This window comes from Prauserella salsuginis (assembly GCF_024648885.1).
Taxonomy (GTDB): domain Bacteria; phylum Actinomycetota; class Actinomycetes; order Mycobacteriales; family Pseudonocardiaceae; genus Prauserella; species Prauserella salsuginis.
Genome location: NZ_JANBBF010000012.1, coordinates 1 through 22,809, shown reverse-complemented (window position 1 = coordinate 22,809; position 22,809 = coordinate 1). Strand labels below are relative to the sequence as shown.

Here is a 22,809-nt window from a genome sequence, read left to right as displayed (position 1 = left end):
AAAGGGAGCTCGGAGAGGCACGCAGGTTGAGCGGGCACCGCGTGCGGGTGGCGACCCGGCCCGAACGAGCTGGACGATTCCGCCACGTAGATACGTGAGCATCGCCGACTGGCACAGATGATGCCCTCGTTGTGCACTATGATGCACTTATGGACGTGAAAGCAGAGAGCCTGGCACGCGCCATCGGCACGAGACTGAAGCAGGAACGCGCTGCCCACGGCTGGACGCTTGACCAGCTCGCCCAGAGTGCGGGGGTGAGCCGGCGCATGGTCGTCAGTGTCGAGCAGGGGGCTGTTAACCCGAGCGTGGGCACGCTGCTGCGGCTCTCCGACGCTCTCGGGGTGGCGCTGCCCGCCCTCGTCGAGCCTCCGGCACCGAAGGCAGCGAAGGTGACTCGCGCCGGTCAGGGTGCAGCGCTGTGGACCGGCGAGCAGGGTGGGCGCGGCGTGCTCGTGTCCAGTACGGAGCCGCCGGAGGTTATCGAGCTGTGGAACTGGACGCTCGCGCCCGGTGACCGCCATGAGAGCGAGGCCCATGCCGCCGGCACCCGCGAGCTCCTCCAGGTCTTGGAAGGCACGCTCACGGTCGAGGTCCACGGGCGGTCTCATGTGCTCGCGGATGGTGACGCGCTGGTGTTTCACGGCGATGCCGAGCACTCCTATTCCAACCCGAACGACGACCCGGCCCGGTTCACGCTCTGCGTCCACGAGCCCGGTGTGGGACACGCCCACCTAACGGAGACCACCGATGACTGAGACCCAAGCACTCGACGCGTTCCTCGCCGAGTGCGAGGTCGACCCTGCCGTGCTCGAGCTGCGCCCGGACTACCGCGCGCTTCTCGTCCTGGTGAGCGGGATCAATCCTCGAGTGTCCTCCTCGGCGGTCGACGAGCTGATCGACCGGGCCGAGGCGCATGCGCGAGCGCTACTCGCTGCCTCGCCGGTGGACGAGCTGGACCACATTGCCGCGTGGCGGGAGGCGTACCGGGCGTTCGGCGCGAAGCCGCAGCGCACCCGCAACAGCCTCGAGGCCCTCACTCGGCGTGCGGAGAAGGGCCTGCCACGGATCAACGCGCTCACCGACATCTACAACGCGATCTCCGTCTTGCACCAGATCCCACTCGGCGGCGAGGACTTCCACGAGTACGAAGGGCCAGCCCGGCTGATCCGAGCCAACGGCGACGAACCTTTCGACACGACTGCGAACGGAGAAATGGTGCGCGAGTATCCGGACACGGGCGAAGTCGTATGGTGCGACGACGCCGGGGTGACCTGCCGACGCTGGAACTGGCGTCAGGGCCGACGCACCGGACTCACCGACGGCACCCGGACGGCGTTTTTCATCCTCGACGCCCTCGCCCCGGCTACGACCGAAGAGTTGGCCGCGGCCGGGAACAGTCTGGTCGAGGCCCTCACTCAGCTCGGCCCCGACGTGCGCGATTCGCGACGACTGATCCAAGCTCCATGAGCAGCCGACATGACAACGTCCGAACGAACGCCGGGAACACACCTTTCATGAGTACCGAAGAGTCTTTTGTGGACGTCCCTCGCCCTGACAGACATGACCATGCGACGTTGACTGGGGACACATGGGCCGTCCACGGCGGCAACCGGCCCGATGAGACGACCGGCGCGATTCGCACCCCGATCGCGATGGCGAACTCCTATCGCCTTCCCGCGGATCCGACTGCTCTGGCCGAGGACGATCCCGATCTTCTGGTCTACACCCGGGAGTCGGGGGTGAATCAGCTCGGTCTGCAGGACAAGCTCGCTCATGCCGAGCGCGGCGAGGCCGCCGCAGTGTTCACGACGGGGATGGCAGCGCTGCACGGCGCGTTCTTCACAATCCTGGCCCCCGGAGACCACGTCATCGTCTCCGACATCGTCTACATGGGAACCTTTGACCTGCTCACCTCCCTGTTGCCGAAGAAGATGGGCGTCCAGGTCGACCTCGTCGACATCACCGACCTCGACGCCGTCCGAGCAGTGATCCGGCCGAGCACGAAACTGATCCACACCGAGGTCATCTGTAACCCTGATCCCAAGGTCGCCGACGTCGCAGCCCTGGCCCGAATCGCGCACGGCGCCGGAGCTCTGCTCACCGTGGACTCGACCTTCACCCCGCCTCCGCTGATGCGCCCCCTCGATCACGGGGCCGACCTGGTCATGCACTCGCTCACCAAATACATCAACGGACACGGTGACGCGATGGGCGGAGTGGCCATCGGCGACCGTGATCTCGTCGACCAGATCAAATTCGGCGCACTCCACCACGTCGGCGGGGCGATCGCGCCGTTCAACGCCTGGCTGATCATGCGGGGATCACTGACGCTGCCTCTGCGCCTGCAGCGACACTGCGAGAACGCGCAGGCCATCGCTGAGTTCCTCGCCTCCGACCCCCGCATCGATCTCGTCGCCTACCCGGGGCTCGCAGGCGATCCCCATCATGCGTCGGCATCGGTGCAGCTGACCGGCGGCTACGGCGGAATCGTGTCCTTCGCCATCGCCGGAAGCCACCAGGACAGGGTCCAGTTCATCGACGACCTGCGCTTGATCACCTCGGCGGTCTCACTCGGCCACGACGAGACCCTCATCGCATACGAGCATTACCCCCCAGAGCGCGCCGCCGGCTTCCGAGAGCCGTTCGGCGACCATGGACTGATCCGTCTCGCCGTCGGCCTGGAATCCGCCAAGGACCTCATCGCCGACCTCGACGCCGCCCTCACCACCGTTTACGGCCCCCGCACATGACCGGACCACGCGGTATCAAGTAACCGTCGGCCGTCCGCACGAAGGAGCATCCATGACCAGCATCTTCACCGGACTCTCCGCCTTCCCCCTGACCCCGCTACACGACGACACGGTCGACGCCCGCGCCTTCGCCCGCCTCATCGAGCGCCTGGCTGCTACCGGAGTGGACTCGATCACCGCACTCGGCTCGACCGGCTCGTACGCCTATCTCACGACCAAGGAGCGCGCTCGCGTCGCCCGACTCGCGGTCGAGCACGCCGACGACACCCCGGTGCACGTCGGAGTGGGTGCACTGCGCACATCACATGTCCTCACCAACGCCGAGGCCGCCCAGGCGGCAGGCGCTGCCGGGCTGCTACTGGCCCCGATGACCTACCAGCCCCTGACCCACGACGACGTCTTCGAACTCTTCCGCGCCGTCACCGCCGCGACCGACCTGCCGGTCATCGTCTACGACAATCCTGGCACCACGCACTTCGAGTTCAGCAACGAGCTCTACGGCCGCATCGCTGAGCTTCCCGGCATCGCCTCAATCAAGATCCCCGGCGTCCCCAATGATCCCGAGGCCGCTCGGCAGCACGTCGCGGCAATCCGAGCCGTCATCCCGGAGCACGTCACCATCGGCGTCTCCGGCGACGCCTCCGCCGCGACCGGGCTCAACGCTGGCTGCGAGGCCTGGTACTCGGTCATCGGAGGGACTCTGCCAGCACCGGCGATGGCGATCACCCGCGCCGCACAAGCGGGCCGGGCGGCCGACGCCGTCGCGGAGTCCCAGCGACTCGCGCCACTGTGGGATCTGTTCGCGCAGTTCGGCGGCAGTCTGCGCGTCGTCGCAGCGATCGCCGAGCAGCTCGGTCTGGCAAGACGACCGAGCCTCCCCCTGCCCATCCAGGGACTCTCCCACCAGCAGCGCGAACAGGTCGCTGCCGTGGTCAATCTGCTCGGCCTTGGATGAGCACGAGTCCGGGGCGGCAGCCTCCGGAGCTTCCGGCCGCCTGGCACGGTACGTCGTCGCGGCGACCCTCGTGCGCTCCGCCGACGGCGGCGCGGTCGTTGCGATCGTCCTGCTCGCCCACGCTTCCGGCCAGCCCGACTGGGCCTCTGGCCTGCTCGGAGCGTCAATCACCGCCCCACACCTCCTCGGCCCGTTCATCGCTCGTCGCCTCGACACCGCCCGCGACGGACGGAAGATCATCGCCGCCTCCGCTCTCATCCACGGGACGTTCCTCGGCGTCGCCGGCCTCATGCTGCCGGTCACCTGGGCCGTGGTCCCCGCGCTGCTGCTGATCCTCTCCGGCATGTTCGGCCCGATGCTCACCGGCGGAGTCAGCAGCCGCCTGCCATCCATCGTCGGACGCTCCCAAAAGAGCCAACGGCGCGCGCAGAGCTGGGACGTCGCAAGCTACGGCATCAGCGGGACCCTGGGGCCGGCTGCGGTCGCCTGGATCGCTGCAACCTCCAGCCCACTCGTCGCGACCCTGGCCCTCGCGACGGCAGCGATCGCCGGGGCCGGGGCCGTCCTCGCCCTCCCGCGGCAGTCACCACTCCACGACCCCGGCACGGTCCCGTCCCCGGCCCACACGCTGGGCAGCATCTGGCGTTTCGGTCCGCTTCGGCGCACCCTGGGCCTGACCGTCATCGTCGCCTTCTCCGTCGCGGTGTTGCCCATCTACGCCGTGGCAGTGGCCCCGTCCTTGGGCGATGCAGCCTTGGCCGGAACGCTCGTCGCCGGCTACGGAGTCGGGAGCCTGACGGGATCGGCAGTCCTCATGGCATGGCCGCTGCGCGGGGATTCCGACAAGCTCACCAGTGTCCTCGCAGCCGTCGTCGCTGCAGCACTGCTGCTCGTGATCGCGACGCCGAACTTCACCACGGCCCTCCTTGCGTTCGGCGCGGCCGGGATCGCGAACTCCCTGTTCTTCGCTGCGACACTCGCCGCCCGCAGCGAGTACGCCCCGCTCGAGACGCGAGGACAGGTCTTTATCTGGGTCGGCGCGCTGAAGATCGCCGCCGGCTCGGCCGGCACCGCCGTCGCCGGGACGCTCATCAGCGGAGCCTCCTGGCTGCCGGTCGCGATCGTCGCGGCCCTCTCGGCTGCCGCTGCGACGGTCTGTCTGATTCAGCGGAGCAAAGGTCGAACCTGACTCACCTGGCGCCGGGGTCGACGTGGTCCCAAGCCGACCTTCGCATAGACAACATCCGCTGGGTGACGAGTAAGGACGACCACCTCAGCGACCGTTCTTGTCGGCCGCGTAGCGCTGCCAGGTGGTGCCTGTTTCGAACGCAATCCGAGTGGCGGTGGTCGTGCTGTAGCCGAGCATGTCAGCGACGACGGGTGCCGGAGCTTGCTGCAGAAGATGCCGGATCGCAGCAGCGCGTCCGTCGAGATTGGACAGTCCGAGGTTACGAAGCCGGAGCCGGAGCGAGGTGGTGGTCAGGTGCTGTCCTGCACGGCGTCCGGGGAACAGACTGCGGTTGCGTGCGTTCGCGGCGCTGTTGAGATTCAGCCGGTTGTCGAGGTAGTTGGTCAGCATCCCAGCGAACGGTTCAGGCACTGGCGTCGGCGGGCCTCCCCGGCGCCGGAGTACCTGGTTTTCGTCCCGGATCACGTCGTCGATGGTGAGTCCGGCAATGCGAATGAGCGGCTGGGCATAGAGCAGGATCAGCAGTGCGAGTACCTGATCTGCGACCGGAATGGTGTCGTCGGTGAAGATGCGACGGACGTACGCGACGCGCTCGTGCTGTCCCAGCGGCGCGGCTCGAGTCGGTACTGATCGCGGCAGCTGCAGGGGTGGAAGCTCGCGTTGCCGTCGGCACCATTTTCAAGAAGGGGCGCAGGCTGTCGACCTGTCGGTTCTCTGCGCTGGCGGTCCATGTGTCGAGGTCGTTTTGGGTGCACTCGTCGATCCGGCGGCCTCGGTCGGCGAGGTAGGCCAGGAACCGCTCGGCGTCGCGCAACATGGTGCGCGCGTTGTTCTTCCGGTAGGAGGTCACCGGCTGGTTCTCACGTAGGCGACGTGAGACGTGCCAGGTGGCGAACCGGGTCAGCAATCTCCGGTGACCGTCGTCGCCACGCTCGGCGAAGGCGCCACCCACCACGAGCAGTCCCCAGCACGCCCGCCGCACCCGACCGCGGCGCCGTCGCGGCGCCATGACGCCGAGAGCCCGGTCGGCAGCCGGCGGCGTGCGGCCAGAGTCCGCACTTCCGCTGAATCCTTCCCCACCTGACTCAAGCGCGACCTCACCTTCGGGGTAGGAATACACTCCACGGCCGCCGACGGATCCGGTCACTCCTCGGCACTGCCCTTCGGCGGCCGTTTCGGCAGTCGAGAACCCAGGATCTCGGCTGCTTTCCGGTCACTCGCCGCCACCCACGCCGCGTAAACCCGGAGCGTGGTCGCTCCTCCCCCGCCGTGACCCAGGCGGCCGGCGACCGTGCGGAGATCGACGCCCGCCGACAACAGTTCGGTCGCGGAGAAGTGCCGCAGCGCGTGGATGTGGGTATTGACCGGCGGCTTCAGGCGTGCCGCCATGCGCTTGTACCGACGGGAGATCGCATCCGGTGGATACGGCGTGGTCGCATCGGCACTACGCGCCCCCATGAACACGAACATGTCCTCATCGAGTTCCACACCAAGCTCGGCGAGCTCCGCGCGGCAGTTCTCCTTGTGCGCGCGCAACAGCGTGACCGTCTCGGAGTCGAGAGCGACGCGGCGCATCTGGTGCGTCTTCGTGTCCTTCTCCAGCCCCCGGCCCTTGCTCTGCACATAGGTGTGCCGGATCTCGATGATCTCGGCATCCAGGTCGACTCGCGACCAGCGCAACCCGGCAACCTCCGCCCGACGCATGCCCGTGGTCATCACCAGCCACACGAGCGTCCCCCAATCATCGCCCAGCTCGAACGCGGCCTCCACCAATCGAGCCGCGTCAGCCGGCGTCGGAGGCTGGGGATCCGGCGGGCGCAGTTTCGGCCGCTGGGCATTCTTGGCCGGATTGCTCTCGATCCACTCCCACCGCACCGCCGCATTCAGCGCACTGCTGACGATCGAGTGGATCTGCCGCACGGTCGAGGCCGCCATCGGCTTGCACCGGTGCACGACGCACTCCGCCACTGCACAGTCGTGCTCGTCCTTCGCCTTGTGCTTCTCGACGAACGGCTTCCCATCGCAGCGCATCCGGCAGCGGCGCAGATCGGCGTAGAGATTCTCCAGCTGGCGCGCACCAAGCTTGCTCACCGCGATGTCGCCGAGCACGGGCTTGATCACGCGGTCGATGTATCCGACATAGCTGTCCCGGGTGCTCTGTTCGATGTCGGCGGTACGCAGCCACTCATCCACCGCATAGCCGAACGTCACCGTCGACGCCGTCGATCGCTGCTTGAGCACCTTGGCCCGCAACTGCGTCAGCATGTTCTCGGCCTTCCGCCACGCCGCATCGTCCGTGCCGTTGATCTTCTCGCGCAGATACGTCCGACGACCCGTCACCGGATCGGTCCCGGCGAACACGACAACGCGAAGACTGTCGCCGCGCTGCTCAATGCGACCGCGCTGGCGACCTCCGGAACGGGTGCGAGCCATGCCCGGAGACTACTCGCACCCAAACCCGCACCCAAGGGTCGAAACCCGGATGGGCGAACGATTGAACATGCAGGTCAGAAGGGTGGGCCGGGTCGGACTTGAACCGACGGCCAAAGGATTATGAGTCCTCTGCTCTAACCAACTGAGCTACCGGCCCCTGCGCCGATACCGGCGCAGGCTGCACTATATCCACCCGTTCCGACCGCGATGCAGCGGAGATACTGATCTGCGTGACCAACTCCGCCAACGCGCGTTCGCCGCGCCTCGAGATCGAATACTGCACCCGGTGCCGCTGGGTGATGCGCGCCGGATGGACCGCCCAAGAACTCCTGGCCACCTTCGGAACATCGCTTGCCGAGGTCGCGCTCGTTCCGGGAACCGGAGGCGTGTTCGACGTCCGCCTGGACGGCCGGACGCTGTGGTCCCGCCGGGTCGACGGCGGTTTCCCGGAATTGTCGGTCCTCAAGCGTATGGTCCGCGACATCGTCGACCCCACCCGCGACCTGGGGCATTCCGACCGCTCCGCAGGTGACGGCCGGCGAGGGAACTGACAGCTGCGCGTCCGACACCGGACCAGTTCACACCGGGCTAACTCACACCGTGCTCGTCCACGACGACACTCGTCCGACATCGGACGATGATCTTGCTTCACAGATGCACGCTTGTTTTTGACAAGTGACGCCGGTTACAGTTCCCACACCACGACTTGAGAAGGGGACTCAACATGGCCGGCGTACGCGTACTCGTAGGCACCCGTAAGGGCGCCTTCATCCTCACCGCCGACGGCACGCGCCGTGACTGGCACGTCGAAGGCCCGCACTTCGCGGGCTGGGAGATGTACCACCTGGCAGGCTCGCCGCAGAACACCGACCGCATCTACGCGTCGGCCTCGCTCGGCTGGTTCGGCCAGCAGATCCAACGCAGTGACGACGGCGGCTCGACATGGACGCCGGTGGGCAACGAGTTCACCTACGACGGCGACGTCGGCACCCACCAGTGGTACGACGGCTCGCAACGCCCCTGGGAGTTCACGCGCGCCTGGCACCTCGAACCGTCACTGTCCGATCCGGACACCGTGTACGCCGGCGTCGAGGACGCGGCTCTCTTCCGTTCGGTCGACGGCGGGCAGACCTGGCACGAACTGCGCGGCCTGCGCTGCCACGAATCCGGCCCCGACTGGCAACCCGGCGCAGGCGGCATGTGCCTCCACACGATCATCCAGGACCCGCGCGACGCCGACCGTCTCCACGTCGCGATCTCGGCCGCCGGCGTGTTCCGCACCACCGACGGCGGCAAGACCTGGCAACCCGCGAACCGCGGGCTGCAGTCCGGTCAGATCCCGCAACCCGAGGCGGAGGTCGGCCACTGCGTCCACAACCTCGCCCGCCACCACGGGCGGCCCGACACTCTCTACATGCAGAAGCACTGGGACGTCATGCGCAGCGACGACGACGGCGCCAGCTGGTACGACATCGGCGACGGCCTGCCCACCGACTTCGGCTTCCCCATCGACGTCCACGCCCACGACCCCGACACCGTCTACGTCGTGCCCATCACCAGCGACGAACAGCACTTCCCCGTCGACGGCAAACTGCGCGTGTACCGCAGCCGCACCGGCGGCGGCGACTGGGAACCGCTCACCGACGGTCTCCCCCAGCAGCACTGCTACGTCAACGTCCTACGTGACGCCATGGCCGTCGACCGCCTCGACGACTGCGGCATCTACTTCGGCACCACCGGCGGCCAGGTGTACGCCTCCCCCGACGCCGGCGACACCTGGGCGCCCATCGTGCGCGACCTGCCGTCAGTCCTGTCCGTGGAAGTGCAGACACTGCCATGAGCGACTCCGCCACCAGCACCGCGATCCGCGTGCACCTGCCCACACACCTGCGCAAACTCGCCCACATCGACGACGGCGAACTGACGCTCGACGTGCCGGGCACCGTGACACTCGGCGCCGTGCTCGACGTCCTCGAAACCCACTACCCGGTACTCAAAGGCACGATCCGGCACCACGACACACAGCGGCGCCGGGCCTTCGTCCGGTTCTTCGCCTGCGAAGAAGACCTGTCCCACGAACCACACGACGCCCCACTACCCGACCCGGTCGTCCGCGGCACCGAACCACTGTTGATCATCGGCGCGATGGCAGGCGGCTGACCCGGCAGCAGCTCGCCGACACGCCATAGCCGACATGGCCGGCGGGGCGGCCCACCGAGCCACCCCGCCGGAACGGGTCGCCGGTCTCACCGAACAGGCCGGCCTGGCCAGTCGACCGGCCAGGCTCGCCGAACCGCACCCAACGCAGGCCACCGGCCGACCGGCCCGTCAGTCGACGTGCACCGGCAGCTTCTCTACGCCGTACACGATCGACGTCTGCCGGAACTCCAAATCGGCGGGGTCCGCCGCCAGCGTCATGTTCGGGAACCGGCGCACCAACGCCGAATACGCCGCGCGCAACTCCAACCGCGCCAGCTCTGCGCCCACGCACCGGTGCGCGCCGTAGCCGAACGCCACATGCTGCGTCGGCGACCGCTCGGCATCGAACGTCTCCAGGTCGGCACCCAGCACATCGTCCCGGTCGGCACCCGACAACGACACGGCCACCATGTCGCCCTTGCCGATCGTCACCCCACCGACCTCGATGTCTTCGCGCGCGAACCGCGGGAATGCCACCTGCACCACCGACAGGTACCGCAACGCCTCCTCCACGAAGAGGCGCACCGCCTCGTCGTCCTCACGCACCCGGCGGAACGTCTCCGGATCGCGCAGCATCACGAGCGCACCCAACGACAACATGCTGGCGGTCGTCTCGAACCCGCCCGTCAACACGCCGTCGGCCAACCCGGCGAGCTCCCGATCATCGATGTCGTCGCCGTGCTCGCGGATGATCATGCCGATGAGCCCGTCACCCGGGTCCTCACGCTCCTTGCGCACGACCTTCAGCAGATACTCCAGCGACTCCGAGATCGCCCCCACCGCGGCACCGGCACCCGCGAACAGGTCGAACCGCGCCACCGCCAAGTGCTGGAACTCGTCCCGGTCCTCGTACGGCACCCCGAGCAGCTCGCAGATCACCAAAGACGGGATCGGCAGCGCGAACTCCTCGACCAGATCCACCGGCTCGCCCGCCGCCGCCTTCTTTTCCATGGCATCGAGCCGATCGCCGACGATCCGCTCGATGCCCGGCTGCAGCCGCGACAACCGGCGCATCGTGAACTCCGGCGTCAACAGCTTGCGCAGGCGGGTGTGCACCGGCGGATCGACGAACCCCAGACCCCCCGGATTGTCATCCGGATCCATGCCGATCTCGGCCATCAGAGTGCCGAAATCGTTACTGAACGCCTTGCCGTTGCCCAATACGGCCTTCGCTTCGTCGTACCCGCTGACCAGCCATACGTTCAAGCCGAACGGCACCGGCAGTTTCCGCACCGGCTCCGTCGCCCGCGCCTCGGCGAGCTCCCCCACCGGATCGAGACCGTTCCGCCGCAACGGCATCAGGGCCGCTTCAGGCAACACCTTCTGCAGGTCGAGGCCGCCCTTGCGCTGCGCTCGGGCCAGGTACAGTCGCGTGGCCCACGAGGTGATACGCGATCGAAGTTTCCCCACGTACGCGACGGTACCAACTCACCCGCCTCAGTGACCCGCCGGTAGGTCCCGTACACGCCCACCGACCTGCGCACGCGCCACCCGCCGGTCCACATCGGACGATGCAACTCACGTAGGGTTACACCCCGTGGAATTCGGGATATTTCTCCTCGGCGCCGTGTTCGGGGACGACGACCCCGGCGCGGCACTGCAAACCGCCGCCGACGCCGTCCGCTGCGCCGAACACGCGGGCTTCGACGAGGCGTGGATCGCCGAACACCATTTCATGTCCTACGGCACCTGCCCGTCCGCCATCACGTTCGCAGGCCACGCCCTCGGAGCGACCAGCAGCATCACCGTCGGCACCGCCGTGAGCGTGCTGTCCACCACTCACCCCGTCGCCCTGGCCGAACAGACCCGCATGCTCGACCGACTCTCCGGCGGCCGCTTCGCACTCGGCGTCGGCCGTGGCGGCCCATGGGTAGACCTGGAAGTCTTCGGCACCGGCGTCGAAGCCTATGAACACGACTTCGCCGAACGCCTCGACCTGCTGCTCGCAAGCCTCACCGGCGACAGCGTCCGCGGTGACGGGCCGAGCCTGCGCTTCCGCGAGGTGCCACTCACTCCGCCCGTCCTGACCCGGCCGCACCCGCCGGTCACGGTCGCCTGCACCTCCGAGGAGACCGCAGCACTCGCCGCGGCACGTGGCCTGCCGATCCTGCTCGGCATGCATGCCGGCGACGACGAGAAGGCTCGCACCGTCGCCGCCTACGATCGGGCGGCCGGCCAGGCAGGAGGCACCCCACAGGCCCGGCACACCTCCACCGTCGTCGCCCACGTCGCAGCCGACCGCACCTCGGCGGTCGACGAACTCCGCCACTCACTGCCCCGCTGGCTCACGCCAGGCCTCGCGGGCTACATTCCGGTCGACGACCGGCCACGTCAGCCACGCGACCCCGTGGCCTACGCCGAACTGCTCGCCGACCTACATCCGGTCGGCGATCCCGCCTACTGCATCGACCGCCTCCGCACCGGGATCGCGGCAACCGGCGTCGACCGGGTTCTCATGCTGGTCGAAGGCGGCGGCTCCCGCGCACGCACGCTGGCCACCATCGAACGCCTCGGCGCCGAGGTGCTGCCCGTGCTCCGCGGGAGCCGCCGCCCTGATCCGTTGTGAACGACGTCAGCAGTCGCGCAGCTCCGGACTCTGATTCAACAACTGACCACGGGCCGACACGAACTCGCGGTACTCGGCACCGTCGATGGCGCCCGGACGGAACGCCGCCACGCGGTGACAGTTCTGGAACGCCAGCTTCACGCCGAAGTGCCGCTCCAACCCACCGCGGATCGAGTCCGACGCGAGCGCCCGCAGCAGCTGCCCGCGCTCGGCCTCACTCGGTGGCGGCGTCGCGTGATCCGCAAACTGCCCACCCTCGGTCTCCAGGTCGGCGACGACACCGGTGATGATCTCCCACGCGTACGGCAGCGACTCGCGCACACACGCGACGAACTCGGCGTCGTCGACGCCGCCACTCTCCGCACGGTCCAGCAGCTCGGTGGGCACATTCAGCGACATGGATCGGCCTCCAGCCTTCCTTGCACTCGGGATTCGGACCCGCCGCCGCCATCCGGCGACGACGACCCCGTCCAGTGCTACTGAAACCGATGTTCATGTGCAATAGAACGGTCTCGGCGCCACCGGGACGGACGATCGCCACCACACGGCCGGGCGCCTGGGCCGCCACGCGCAGCTACCGCGCCCCGGCGGTCTCGGTCACGTCGGCCGCATCCCGGGCGGGCGGCGTCTCCGACCCTTCCTCGGCGGGCGACTCCGAGCGTCCGGGGCTCACCGCAGCCCCCGTGCCGGCCGCAGCACCCGCGCCGGCCCTGGCACCCGCGCCGGCCGTGGCACCCGCGCCGGCCGTGGCACCCGCGCTCCCTGTGGCACCTGCGCTGACTGTGGCCCCCGTGCTCGCGGCCCCGAGACTCGAGACCTCGCCGATCGAGGGCCCGACTGCCGGCCCGGCGTCGCCGCCGTCACGCGGCGCAGGCACCGCCTTCGCCACCGAACCGGGGTCCCCGGCCACAGGCTCCGACTCCTGCACGACCCCCGGCTCCGCCACGGTCCCCGGCTCCGCCACGGTCCCTGATTCCGCTGTGGGTGCCGGTTCCGCCTCGGCCGGGTCGATGAGCTCACCGACCGCACTCAGGATCGCCCGGGTCTCCCGCAGCCGTGCGGTGAGCGTGTGCGCCGTGCCCTCCAGTTCGGCGACACGCGCGTTCGCCCGAGCCACCACCTCGGCGGCGTGCTCACGCGCCTGCGCCAGGGTCGTGACCGCACGGTCGGCGGCCTCCTCCTCACGGCGCCGCACCTGACGTTCCGATTCGGCCCGCCGCGCCGCGAGTGCCTTGCCGACCTCCTGCTCCGCCCGCTGTCGCCGACGGGCGGATTCCTCGCCGAGCCTGCGTCGCCGTTCCTCGGCCGCGAGCTCCCGCTCCTCGGCCTCAGCCTCGATGCGTCGGGTCCGCTCGGCGAACTCCGCCTCCAACTGCGTGCGGCGATCGTCCAGTTCGGCGAGCGCGCGCTCGTACCGCCGACGGAGTCGGCGTGCTTCCTCGTCCGCAGCCGTGCGCGTGCGTTCGGCCCGACTGCGTGCGTCCTGCACAATCTCGGCGGCTTCGACGTGCGCCAGTTCCACCATCCGCAGCATCCGCTCCGACAGGCCGTCGTTCTCGATCGGGCTGCGGCACACCCGGTCGAACTTGTGGCGCAGCGCGGTGTGCGCTTCCCGCAGCTCGGCCAGCTCCGCGGCCAGCGCCTCGGCGCGCCGCTGCTGGAACGCCCGATCCGTTGCCATGGCGCGGTTTTGCTCCTCGAATGCGGTCAGGTGACGATCGACCGCCTCGCGGTCGTAGCCCGCGAACGTCATCCGGAACCGGTTCTGCGAAACACCCATGCCAACCTCCACTGCGCGCCGACGACGTTCGCCGGAGCCGAATCCACCACGTGCCACACGGTTCCTCACCCACGGGGAGGCACCGTGTGGACGGATCGGTTCGTCCGGCGTGCCAAGGGAAAAGTGACCGTCCACGGCTGATCGCCGGCTCACACGAACCGGCGATCACGACCCCCATCGACACTACCCGAACTCTCCGCCCGCCCACCGCCGAAAACCTTGCGGTGCCACGACATCCGAAAGCGATGACGACCGCACCGGCGCCGGAGGCGATGCCGACGGCGACGAACTCGCCTCCGAGCGCGCACGGGGCGCACTCAGAGGCACGGAAGGGAGCGAGCATGGAGCAGACCGGACTGACCCACCACGACTGTGTAGCTTTGATCGGCGATCGGGCCCGCCGCGTTACCGCCACGGTCTCCGTCGACGGCGGTGACCCCGTCCCCCTCGCGGCGTACGCCTGTCCCGGCGGCGATCTGCTCGTACCGACCGGCACCGATCCGTCCTTGCCCCGCTCGGCCGTCAGCAAACCCGTCACCGTCGAATTCACCGGACCGGTCGAGGGCGACGAGAACTGGACGATCAGCGGAACGGGCCTCGCCCAGCCGCTGTCGCACCACGACCGCCCGCACGACGACCATCCGCAGGCCATGCTCTATGCCTTCGACAACGGCATCCGGGTGCTCATGGCCCGCCTCTCGGCGGTCCCAGCCGACACCACGACGCTCCCGCAGCAGCGGACCGCGGACACCCCGCGGCACCGTCCGCACTCGCACCGTCTCGGCACGCCCGCGCAGACCCAGCGACGACAGTCCGCAGGCAGGCATCGCCTTCACCGGGCAGCGGCTGCCGACACCGACGGTTGAGCTAACGCCGAGGCGGGTAACCGACGACCGCGGCGGAGCGGAACAGCAAAAATCCCGAGGACTCGCAGGCGGATGTCTCCGCAGGCGAGTCCCCGGGATCTTCGGGGACCGGTAACTGCCGTGAACGGGCCGGCGCTCGTCGACGCCGCCGTCTCACGGCGCGCCGCAACCCAGCGGCGAACAGTGATCAGCGCAGCGGCGAGTAGTAGTCAAGCATCTCGGCGAACACCTCGAACGCCGGCTTGGACACGCCGAGCGGCACCTCCAGGTGGACGCTGAGCTCGAAACCGAGGTCGCCCACGCCGTCGATGACGCGCTTGTACAGGTCCACGAGCTCGCGCTTCTTCTGCTCGAACGGCATCTCCGCGAGCCGCGCGACGTACTCCTGCTCCTTCTTGACGACCTCGTTGCCCGGGTCCTGGATCAGCCAGTCGATCAGGCCGATCTTGGTCTCGATCTTGGGCACGAAACCGAACGACAGCAGGATGTCCGGACGGTGGTCGGACTGCTTCGCGAAGTCGCGCAGGAAGCCGACGATGGCGTCGGAGTACAACAGCTGCGTCATCCCGTAGGTGGCGCCGCGGTCGCACTTGAAGCCGAACCGGCCCTGCTCCCCTTCCCGCGTCGGGATCAGGATCGCACCGCGGTTGGGCACGACGTCGGTGAACTCGGCCAGCGCGTCGGTCGGCGCCATGCCGGAACCCTCGCCGTCGGCCATGGTGCGCGGCACGCCCACGAACACGATGCCGTCCATCCCCGCGTCACGCAGGGAGTGCAGCCGCTCGGTGAGCTGGGGCTTGTCGTGGAACGCCGTGACCTGGGTGCACAGACCCCGCACGTCGTCCAGCTCGCCACTGACCGAGTTCCAGAAGTCCAGCACGTCCATCCGTGGCTTCAGCTCCACGGGACGGTCGGACTCCTCCTCGATCATGCCCGGGATCATCAGGTGCTTGATGGCGCCGTCCAGGCCGGTTTCCTTGGCGACGCGCGCGACCTTCTGACCTTCCTCGACAGCGGCCTGCGAGCCGCCGTCCAGCTCGGGCGGGACCAGCTCAAGGGCAATGGTTTTCATGTCGAACCGCCTTCTCGGGTCCTCCGGTACACGAACGGTGACTGCTTCGGGCTGCGGGTCCGCCCGATGCGCATCGGGCGGACCCGCGCGGTACGCACCGGCGGCCCCGGATGACGGGGCCGCCGGACACGACCTCACCGCGAAGTGATCAGTACCGGTAGTGCTCCGGCTTGTACGGACCCTCGACGTCAACGCCGATGTACTCGGCCTGCTCCTTGGTCATCTTGGTCAGCTTCACGCCCAGCGCGTCGAGGTGCAGTCGCGCCACCTTCTCGTCCAGGTGCTTCGGCAGCAGGTAGACGTCCTTGCCGTACTCGCCCGGCTTCGTCCACAGCTCGATCTGCGCCAGCGTCTGGTTGGTGAAGCTGTTGGACATCACGAAGCTCGGGTGGCCCGTCGCGTTGCCCAGGTTCAGCAGGCGACCCTCGGACAGCACGATGATCGAGTGGCCGTCGGCGAAGGTGAACTCGTGCACCTGCGGCTTGATCTCGACCTTCTTGATGCCCGGGGTGGCCTCGAGGCCGGCCATGTCGATCTCGTTGTCGAAGTGACCGATGTTGCCGACGATGGCCTGGTGCTTCATCTTCGCCATGTGCTCCGACGTGATGATGTCGAAGTTGCCGGTCGTGGTGATGAAGATGTCGGCCGTCTCGACGACCTCGTCCAGCGTCGTGACCTGGTAGCCGTCCATCGCGGCCTGCAGCGCACAGATCGGGTCGATCTCGGTGATGATGACCCGGGCGCCCTGGCCGCGCAGCGACTCGGCCGAGCCCTTGCCGACGTCACCGTAGCCGCAGACCACGGCGACCTTGCCGCCGATGAGCACGTCGGTGGCACGCATGATGCCGTCCGGCAGCGAGTGGCGGCAGCCGTACTTGTTGTCGAACTTCGACTTGGTGACCGAGTCGTTGACGTTGATCGCCGGGAAGAGCAGGTCGCCCGTCTTCACGAGCTCGTAGAGCTTGTGAACACCGGTCGTCGTCTCCTCGGTGACGCCCTTGATCTCCTTGGCCAGCTTGGTGAAGCGGCCCTTGTCGCTGGCGAGCGACTTGCGCAGCGTCTCGAGGACGACCTTGAACTCGGCCGGGTCCTCGTCGGTCGGCTGCGGCACGACGCCGGCGGCCTCGAACTCGACACCCTTCTGCACGAGCATCGTGGCGTCGCCGCCGTCGTCCAGGATCATGTTGGCGACCTTGCCGTCACCGAAGTCCCAGAGCTGGTCGGTGCACCACCAGTAGTCCTCGAGCGTCTCGCCCTTCCACGCGAAGACGGACACGCCCTGCGGCTTCTCCGGCGTGCCGTTCGGCCCCACGACGACCGCCGCGGCGGCCTCGTCCTGCGTCGAGAAGATGTTGCAGGACACCCAGCGCACCTCGGCACCGAGTTCCACCAGGGTTTCGATCAGCACAGCCGTCTGCACGGTCATGTGCAGCGAGCCCGCGATACGCGCGCCCTTCAGCGGCTTCGACGCGGCGAACTCGCGGCGCGTCGCCATCAGACCCGGCATCTCGTGCTCGGCGAGCCGGATCTGGTGCCGGCCGGCCTCCGCCAACTTCAGGTCGGCTACGGCGAACTCGAGACCGTTCACCTGCTGCAACTTGTTACTCATGACTTCCTTTCTGATCCTGACCCTCGCCTACCGGCACCTACACGACGACGCGCGCCGACGACGCGCTCGTGAGCTGGGATTCCGGCAATTGCGATGGGCCTCCTGTGACAGAGGCGCCCTTTCGTTGCCAGGGAAAGTGGCCGAGCGTGGCGGAGAATCCTCCGCTGCAGCGCCTCTCGGCCCACTCGTATCGAGTTTCCCAGGCTCATTGTTGCGCGGTCAAACATGTCGAAGCACCGTCACACCTGTTCAGGTGTTGAAGTACTTCGCCTCCGGGTGGTGAGCGACGATGGCGTCGGTCGACTGCTCAGGGTGCAACTGGTACTCCTCCGACAACTCGACGCCGATCCGCTCCGCCTCCAACAGGTCCACGATCTGTGACCGGTCCTCGAGGTTCGGGCACGCGCCGTACCCGAGTGAGAACCGCGCACCGCGGTAGCCGAGCTTGAAGAACTCCTGGACGTCGGCAGGGTCCTCGTCCGACATCGCCGCTCCGGAAGCGAACTTCAGCTCCTGCCGGATCCGGCGGTGCCAGTACTCGGCCATGGCCTCCGTGAGCTGCACGCCGAGGCCGTGGACCTCGAGGTAGTCACGGTAGGAGTTCTTCCCGAACAGCTCGTTCGCGAAGTCCGCGATCGGCTGGCCCATCGTGACCAGCTGAAGCGGCAACACGTCGACCTGTCCGGTGGCCTCGGCCTGCTCCTTGGTGCGGTAGAAGTCGGCCAGGCACAGCCTGCGGTCCCGCAGCTGGCGCGGGAACGTGAACCGGGCCCGCTCCGGCGCGTCCGGCTCGTCCTTGTCGAGCACAACCAGGGAGTTGCCCTCGGAGTAGCACGGGAAGTAGCCGTAGACCAACGCCGCGTGCTGCAGGATGCCCTTGGTCGCGAGGTCGTCGATCCAGGCGCGCAGCCGCGGCCGGCCCTCGGTCTCGACGAGCTCCTCGTACGAGGGGCCCTCGCCCTTCTTTGCACCCCGCAGACCCCACTGGCCGAAGAACGTCGCACGTTCGTCGAGCAGCTGCAGGTAGTCGTTCACGGGCAACCCGCGGACGATCTTCGAGCCCCAGAACGGCGGGGTCGGCACGGCCACGTCGTCGGCGACGTCGGAGCGCGTCGTGTCGTCGTGCGACGGTTCGGGACCGTCACCGCGCTGCTCGGCCTTGCGTTTCTCGGCGATCCGCAGCGAGCGTTCGCGACGCTCCTTGCGCTCGGCCTTCTTCGCCTGCTCGGCCGCGTCCTCCTCGGGCGTCTCACCGCGCTTGATGGCCATCAGCCGGTCCATCAGGTGCAGGCCCTCGAAGGCGTCCTTGGCGTAGCGGACGTCGCCTGCGAACATCTCGTCCAGATCGTTCTCGACGAAGGTCCTGGTCAGCGCCGCACCACCGAGCATAACCGGGTACTTCTCGGCGATACCGCGGTCGTTCATCTCCTGAAGGTTCTCCTTCATGATGACCGTCGACTTGACCAGCAGACCCGACATCCCGACGACGTCGACCTCGTGCTCCTCCGCGGCGTCGAGGATGGCGTTCACCGGCTGCTTGATGCCGATGTTGACCACGTCGTAGCCGTTGTTGGAGACGATGATGTCGACCAGGTTCTTGCCGATGTCGTGGACGTCGCCCTTGACCGTGGCCAGCAACAGCTTGCCCTTGCCGCCCGAGTCGTCCTTCTCCATGTACTGCTCGAGGTGCGCCACGGCGGCCTTCATGACCTCCGCGGACTGCAGCACGAACGGCAGCTGCATCTGGCCGGAACCGAACAGGTCGCCGACGACCTTCATGCCCGCGAGCAGGTTCTGGTTGATGATCTCGAGCGGTTCCTTCTCCAGGCGTGCCGCTTCGAGGTCGTCCTCGAGACCGGTGCGCTCGCCGTCGACGATGCGCTTCTCGAGCCGCTCGAACAGCGGCAGCTTGGCCAGCTCCTCGGCCCGCGAGGCACTGCCCGACTTGGCCGTCTGGCCCTCGAACAGCTCCATGAGCTTCTGCAGCGGGTCGTACTCGCCGTCGCGCCGGTCGTAGACGAGGTCCAGCGCGACGCTGCGCGCCTGTTCGTCGATCTTGTTCATCGGCAGGATCTTCGACGAGTTCACGATCGCCGAGTCGAGCCCGGCCTCACGGCACTCGTTGAGGAACACCGAGTTCAGCACCTGCCGCGCCGCCGGATTGAGGCCGAACGAGACGTTCGACAGACCCAGCGTGGTCTGCACGCGCGGGTGCTTCTCCTTGAGCCGCTTGATCGCGTTGATCGTCTCGATGCCGTCCTTGCGGACCTCCTCCTGACCGGTGGTGATCGGGAACACCAGGGCGTCGATGATGATCGCCGACTCGTCGAAGCCCCAGTTCCCGGTCAGGTCCGCGATGGCCCGCTCGGCGACCCGCACCTTCCAGTCGGCCGTCCGCGCCTGGCCGTCCTCGTCGATACAGGTCACGACGACGGTCGCACCGTGCTCGCGTGCCATCGTCAGCATGCGGTCGTAACGGCCGCCCGGCTCGGTGCCGTCCTCGTAGTTCACCGAGTTGATCAGGCACCGGCCACCGAGGTGGTTCAGTGCCACCTCGATGACGTCCGGTTCCGTCGAGTCGACCATGATCGGCAGCGTGGAGGCCGTGGCCAGGCGCGAGGCGAGCTCGCCCATGTCCACGGTCCCGTCGCGGCCGACGTAGTCGACACACAGGTCCAGCACGTGCGCGCCCTCGCGGGTCTGCGCCTTGGCGATCTCGACGCAGTCCTCGTAGCGCTGCTCGAGCATGGCCTCGCGGAACGCCTTCGACCCGTTGGCGTTGGTGCGCTCACCGACGTTGAGGATCGAGGCGTCCTGCTGGAACGGCACCGCCTGGTACACCGAGGAGATCGACGGGACGACCTCGGGCGTGCGCTGCACCGGCTCCAGGTCCTTCACGGCCTCGGCGATCGCCGCGACGTGTTCGGTGGTGGTGCCGCAGCAGCCGCCGACCAGCCGAGCGCCGTAGCGCCCGGCGAAGTCGGCCAGCGACTCGGCCAGTTCGGCAGGCTGCAGCGGGTACACCGCACCGTTCGGGCCCAACTCGGGCAGGCCGGCGTTCGGCATCACCGAGATCGGCACCGTCGAGTGCTCGGCCAGCACCCGGAGGTGCTCGCCCATCTCCGCAGGACCGGTCGCGCAGTTCATGCCGATCATGTCGATGCCCAGCGGCTCGAGCGCCGTCAGCGCCGCGCCGATCTCCGAGCCGACCAGCATCGTGCCGGTCGTCTCGACGGTGACCTGGGCGATGATCGGCACCTGCCGCCCCGCCTGCTTCATCGCCCGCTTGGCGGCGACGATGGCAGCCTTCGTCTGCAGCAGGTCCTGCGACGTCTCGACGAGCACCACGTCGATGCCGCCGTCCAGCAGGCCGAGGACGTTGTCGACATACGCGTCCCGCAGGTCGGCGTACGGCGCGTGGCCCAGCGTCGGCAGCTTCGTGCCGGGCCCCATCGAGCCGAGCACGAAGCGCGGCTTGTCCGGGGTCGAGTACTCGTCGGCTGCCTCCCGGGCGAGCCGGGCACCCTTCTCCGCGAGGTCGCGGATCCGGTCGACGATGTCGTACTCGCCCAGGTTTGCGAGGTTGGTACCGAACGTGTTCGTTTCGATCGCGTCCGAACCGGCTTCCAGGTAGCCACGGTAGATCGCGCTGACGACATCCGGACGTGTTTCGTTCAGGATCTCGTTGCAGCCCTCGAGGTGGTTGAAGTCGTCGAGCGTGAGGTCATAGGCCTGCAGTGCAGTACCCATACCACCGTCGGCGACCAGCACGCGCTTCTCAAGAGCCGACAGAAAAGCGCTACCCATCGTCACACTCGCAGCTTGGATTCAATCTCGGCGGCGGCGTCGTTGCCATAGGCCTTGGCGACACGGTTCGAGAACTCGGACCGGTCCAGCGTGTACTCCTGCGGGCCCACGGCCTCGAGCACGATGCTCGCGAACACGCAGCCCACCTGGGCAGCGCGCTCCATTGTCATGTTGACGCTCAGGGCCCACAGGAAGCCGGCGCGGAACGCGTCGCCGACGCCCGTCGGCTCGGCGACCTTGACGTCGGGGACGGACGGGATCTCGATCGTCTCGTGGCTCTTACCCGAGATGCGCACGCCGTCACCGCCGAGCGTGGTGACCCAGCTGCCGACGCGGTCGAGCACCTCGGCCTCGCTCCAGCCCGTGTTCTTCAGCAGCAGCGTGGCCTCGTACTCGTTGGTGAACAGGTAGGTCGCACCGTCGACGAGTTTGCGCACGTCGTCGCCCGACATGATGGCCAGCTGCTGCGAGATGTCGGCGGCGAACGGGATGCCCTGCTGGCGGCACTGCTCGGTGTGACGCAGCATCGCCTCGGGGTCGTTGGCGCCGATGAGGGCCATGTCCAGCTCGCCGACGCGATCGGTGACCGACGTCAGGTCGACGTCCCGCATCTCGCTCATCGCGCCTGCGTAGAACGAGGCGATCTGGTTCTCTTCCTCGTCGGTGGTGCACAGGAACCGCGAGGTGTGCTGGGTCTCGGAGACGTGGACGGACTTGGTGTCGACGCCCTGCTTCTCCAGGAAGGACCGGTACTCGCCGAAGTCCTGCCCGACGGCCCCGACCAGGACCGGGTTCAGGCCCAGGCGGCCCAGTCCGAGCGAGATGTTCCCGGCGACTCCGCCACGACGGACGTCGAGGTGTTCGACCAGGAACGAAAGCGAGACGTTCTCGAGCGAGTCGGCGACCAGCTGGTCCTTGATCTTGCCGGAGAACGACATCAGATGGTCGGTTGCGATCGAGCCGATGACGGCGATGCGCATAACGGGGTCCACTCCCTTTTGGGTGTATGAAAGCTTGTGTGACGCGCGTGGAAACGGCGCCGGAGGAGGCTACTGGCTGCTACCGGCCTCCTCCGGCGCCGGATTCACCGTCAGGCCTTGGCTGCGTCCTTCAACGCCGCCGCGCGGTTGGTGTTCTCCCACGGCAGGTTCGCATCCGGACGGCCGAAGTGACCATAGGCCGCCGTCTGCGCGTAGATCGGCCGCAGCAGATCCAGATCACGGATGATCGCCGCCGGACGCAGGTCGAACACCTCGTTGATCGCCGCCTGGATCTTCTCCGGCGCCACCTTCTCCGTACCGAACGTCTCCACGAACAGCCCCACCGGAGCCGCCTTACCGATCGCATACGCGACCTGCACCTCAGCCCGATCCGCCAAACCAGCAGCCACCACGTTCTTGGCCACCCACCGCGTCGCATACGCCGCCGACCGGTCCACCTTCGACGGGTCCTTACCCGAGAACGCGCCACCACCATGACGGGCCATCCCGCCATAGGTGTCAACAATGATCTTCCGACCCGTCAGACCCGCATCACCCATCGGACCACCAACCACGAACCGGCCCGTCGGATTGATCAGAATA

20 protein-coding genes and 1 tRNA gene are annotated in these 22,809 nt (G+C 68.0%); 10 read left to right on the top strand and 11 right to left on the bottom strand.

The window, feature by feature from the left end:
- Positions 1–149: 149 nt before the first annotated feature.
- The 5 genes from LY40_RS17965 (at position 150) to LY40_RS17945 (ending at position 4,894) form a co-directional block, all read left to right on the top strand.
- Positions 150–755 carry a helix-turn-helix domain-containing protein gene (locus LY40_RS17965; RefSeq protein ID WP_258937507.1) on the top strand — a complete coding sequence of 202 codons (606 nt, stop codon included), beginning with the start codon at positions 150–152 and terminating at the stop codon, positions 753–755.
- Positions 748–1,467, top strand: a complete 720-nt coding sequence (locus LY40_RS17960; RefSeq protein ID WP_258937506.1) for a B3/B4 domain-containing protein — start codon at positions 748–750, stop codon at positions 1,465–1,467. The genes LY40_RS17965 and LY40_RS17960 overlap by 8 nt, the downstream gene beginning before the upstream one ends.
- Positions 1,468–1,574: 107 nt before the next feature.
- Positions 1,575–2,750 (top strand): trans-sulfuration enzyme family protein, encoded by a 1,176-nt coding sequence (locus LY40_RS17955; RefSeq protein ID WP_258937505.1) that lies wholly within the window; start codon positions 1,575–1,577, stop codon positions 2,748–2,750.
- 52 nt (positions 2,751–2,802) lie between these two features.
- On the top strand, positions 2,803–3,705 hold the full coding sequence (locus LY40_RS17950) for a dihydrodipicolinate synthase family protein (RefSeq protein WP_258937504.1): 903 nt from the start codon (positions 2,803–2,805) through the stop codon (positions 3,703–3,705).
- Positions 3,698–4,894 carry an MFS transporter gene (locus tag LY40_RS17945; protein WP_258937503.1) on the top strand — a complete coding sequence of 399 codons (1,197 nt, stop codon included), beginning with the start codon at positions 3,698–3,700 and terminating at the stop codon, positions 4,892–4,894. Before LY40_RS17950 ends, LY40_RS17945 begins: the two co-directional genes overlap by 8 nt.
- A gap of 84 nt (positions 4,895–4,978) precedes the next feature.
- On the opposite strand, the gene LY40_RS17940 is transcribed toward LY40_RS17945, so the two are convergent.
- From LY40_RS17940 to LY40_RS17930, 3 genes are all read right to left on the bottom strand, one after another.
- Complete coding sequence (locus tag LY40_RS17940; RefSeq protein WP_258937502.1) at positions 4,979–5,284, bottom strand: hypothetical protein; 306 nt, start codon at positions 5,282–5,284, stop codon at positions 4,979–4,981.
- Positions 5,285–6,037: 753 nt separating this feature from the next.
- Positions 6,038–7,327 (bottom strand): tyrosine-type recombinase/integrase, encoded by a 1,290-nt coding sequence (locus LY40_RS17935; protein ID WP_258937501.1) that lies wholly within the window; start codon positions 7,325–7,327, stop codon positions 6,038–6,040.
- Between the two features lie 83 nt (positions 7,328–7,410).
- Positions 7,411–7,484, bottom strand: a tRNA-Ile gene (locus LY40_RS17930).
- Positions 7,485–7,557: 73 nt separating this feature from the next.
- On the opposite strand from LY40_RS17930, the gene LY40_RS17925 reads away from it, so the two are divergent.
- The 3 genes from LY40_RS17925 (at position 7,558) to LY40_RS17915 (ending at position 9,487) form a co-directional block, all read left to right on the top strand.
- On the top strand, positions 7,558–7,878 hold the full coding sequence (locus tag LY40_RS17925) for an Rdx family protein (protein ID WP_258937500.1): 321 nt from the start codon (positions 7,558–7,560) through the stop codon (positions 7,876–7,878).
- Positions 7,879–8,051: 173 nt separating this feature from the next.
- Positions 8,052–9,167 carry a WD40/YVTN/BNR-like repeat-containing protein gene (locus tag LY40_RS17920; RefSeq protein ID WP_183784114.1) on the top strand — a complete coding sequence of 372 codons (1,116 nt, stop codon included), beginning with the start codon at positions 8,052–8,054 and terminating at the stop codon, positions 9,165–9,167.
- Complete coding sequence (locus tag LY40_RS17915; protein ID WP_183784112.1) at positions 9,164–9,487, top strand: MoaD/ThiS family protein; 324 nt, start codon at positions 9,164–9,166, stop codon at positions 9,485–9,487. The genes LY40_RS17920 and LY40_RS17915 overlap by 4 nt, the downstream gene beginning before the upstream one ends.
- 168 nt (positions 9,488–9,655) lie before the next feature.
- Here the strand turns inward: LY40_RS17915 and LY40_RS17910 are convergent, their stop codons facing one another.
- Positions 9,656–10,936, bottom strand: coding sequence for a cytochrome P450 (locus LY40_RS17910; RefSeq protein WP_183784110.1), 1,281 nt, complete (start codon positions 10,934–10,936; stop codon positions 9,656–9,658).
- Between the two features lie 127 nt (positions 10,937–11,063).
- On the opposite strand from LY40_RS17910, the gene LY40_RS17905 reads away from it, so the two are divergent.
- Positions 11,064–12,092, top strand: coding sequence for an LLM class flavin-dependent oxidoreductase (locus LY40_RS17905; RefSeq protein WP_183784108.1), 1,029 nt, complete (start codon positions 11,064–11,066; stop codon positions 12,090–12,092).
- 6 nt (positions 12,093–12,098) lie between these two features.
- On the opposite strand, the gene LY40_RS17900 is transcribed toward LY40_RS17905, so the two are convergent.
- Together LY40_RS17900 and LY40_RS17895 are read right to left on the bottom strand one after the other, a co-directional pair.
- Positions 12,099–12,491, bottom strand: coding sequence for an SCO5389 family protein (locus tag LY40_RS17900; protein ID WP_183784106.1), 393 nt, complete (start codon positions 12,489–12,491; stop codon positions 12,099–12,101).
- Between the two features lie 175 nt (positions 12,492–12,666).
- The gene (locus tag LY40_RS17895; protein ID WP_258937499.1) at positions 12,667–13,872 is read right to left on the bottom strand and encodes a hypothetical protein; all 1,206 of its coding nucleotides are present in this window, start codon (positions 13,870–13,872) and stop codon (positions 12,667–12,669) included.
- A 341-nt stretch (positions 13,873–14,213) separates the two neighbouring features.
- On the opposite strand from LY40_RS17895, the gene LY40_RS17890 reads away from it, so the two are divergent.
- The gene (locus LY40_RS17890; protein ID WP_183784102.1) at positions 14,214–14,738 is read left to right on the top strand and encodes a hypothetical protein; all 525 of its coding nucleotides are present in this window, start codon (positions 14,214–14,216) and stop codon (positions 14,736–14,738) included.
- A gap of 187 nt (positions 14,739–14,925) precedes the next feature.
- Here the strand turns inward: LY40_RS17890 and LY40_RS17885 are convergent, their stop codons facing one another.
- The 5 genes from LY40_RS17885 to LY40_RS17865 all read right to left on the bottom strand — a co-directional run.
- A complete protein-coding gene (locus tag LY40_RS17885) occupies positions 14,926–15,810 on the bottom strand; it encodes a mycobacterial-type methylenetetrahydrofolate reductase (RefSeq protein ID WP_183784100.1) in 885 nt (294 codons plus the stop codon).
- Between the two features lie 148 nt (positions 15,811–15,958).
- Positions 15,959–17,419 carry an adenosylhomocysteinase gene (gene ahcY, locus LY40_RS17880; RefSeq protein WP_183784098.1) on the bottom strand — a complete coding sequence of 487 codons (1,461 nt, stop codon included), beginning with the start codon at positions 17,417–17,419 and terminating at the stop codon, positions 15,959–15,961.
- 249 nt (positions 17,420–17,668) lie between these two features.
- Positions 17,669–21,226, bottom strand: coding sequence for a methionine synthase (metH, locus tag LY40_RS17875; protein ID WP_258937836.1), 3,558 nt, complete (start codon positions 21,224–21,226; stop codon positions 17,669–17,671).
- A gap of 2 nt (positions 21,227–21,228) precedes the next feature.
- On the bottom strand, positions 21,229–22,206 hold the full coding sequence (locus LY40_RS17870) for a carbohydrate kinase family protein (protein WP_183784096.1): 978 nt from the start codon (positions 22,204–22,206) through the stop codon (positions 21,229–21,231).
- 110 nt (positions 22,207–22,316) lie between these two features.
- Positions 22,317–22,809: methionine adenosyltransferase domain-containing protein (locus LY40_RS17865; RefSeq protein WP_258937498.1), on the bottom strand; the 493-nt coding region annotated here is incomplete at its 5' end.

Bases quoted from the DNA above. Each gene is read 5' to 3' on its own strand.
- LY40_RS17965 (WP_258937507.1), top strand. From the start codon at position 150: ATGGACGTGAAAGCAGAGAGCCTGGCACGCGCCATCGGCACGAGACTG.
- LY40_RS17960 (WP_258937506.1), top strand. From the start codon at position 748: ATGACTGAGACCCAAGCACTCGACGCGTTCCTCGCCGAGTGCGAGGTC.
- LY40_RS17950 (WP_258937504.1), top strand. From the start codon at position 2,803: ATGACCAGCATCTTCACCGGACTCTCCGCCTTCCCCCTGACCCCGCTA.
- LY40_RS17940 (WP_258937502.1), bottom strand. From the start codon at position 5,284: ATGCTGACCAACTACCTCGACAACCGGCTGAATCTCAACAGCGCCGCG.
- LY40_RS17935 (WP_258937501.1), bottom strand. From the start codon at position 7,327: ATGGCTCGCACCCGTTCCGGAGGTCGCCAGCGCGGTCGCATTGAGCAG.
- LY40_RS17920 (WP_183784114.1), top strand. From the start codon at position 8,052: ATGGCCGGCGTACGCGTACTCGTAGGCACCCGTAAGGGCGCCTTCATC.
- LY40_RS17915 (WP_183784112.1), top strand. From the start codon at position 9,164: ATGAGCGACTCCGCCACCAGCACCGCGATCCGCGTGCACCTGCCCACA.
- LY40_RS17900 (WP_183784106.1), bottom strand. From the start codon at position 12,491: ATGTCGCTGAATGTGCCCACCGAGCTGCTGGACCGTGCGGAGAGTGGC.
- LY40_RS17895 (WP_258937499.1), bottom strand. From the start codon at position 13,872: ATGGGTGTTTCGCAGAACCGGTTCCGGATGACGTTCGCGGGCTACGAC.
- LY40_RS17890 (WP_183784102.1), top strand. From the start codon at position 14,214: ATGGAGCAGACCGGACTGACCCACCACGACTGTGTAGCTTTGATCGGC.
- LY40_RS17885 (WP_183784100.1), bottom strand. From the start codon at position 15,810: ATGAAAACCATTGCCCTTGAGCTGGTCCCGCCCGAGCTGGACGGCGGC.
- ahcY (WP_183784098.1), bottom strand. From the start codon at position 17,419: ATGAGTAACAAGTTGCAGCAGGTGAACGGTCTCGAGTTCGCCGTAGCC.
- metH (WP_258937836.1), bottom strand. From the start codon at position 21,226: ATGGGTAGCGCTTTTCTGTCGGCTCTTGAGAAGCGCGTGCTGGTCGCC.
- LY40_RS17870 (WP_183784096.1), bottom strand. From the start codon at position 22,206: ATGCGCATCGCCGTCATCGGCTCGATCGCAACCGACCATCTGATGTCG.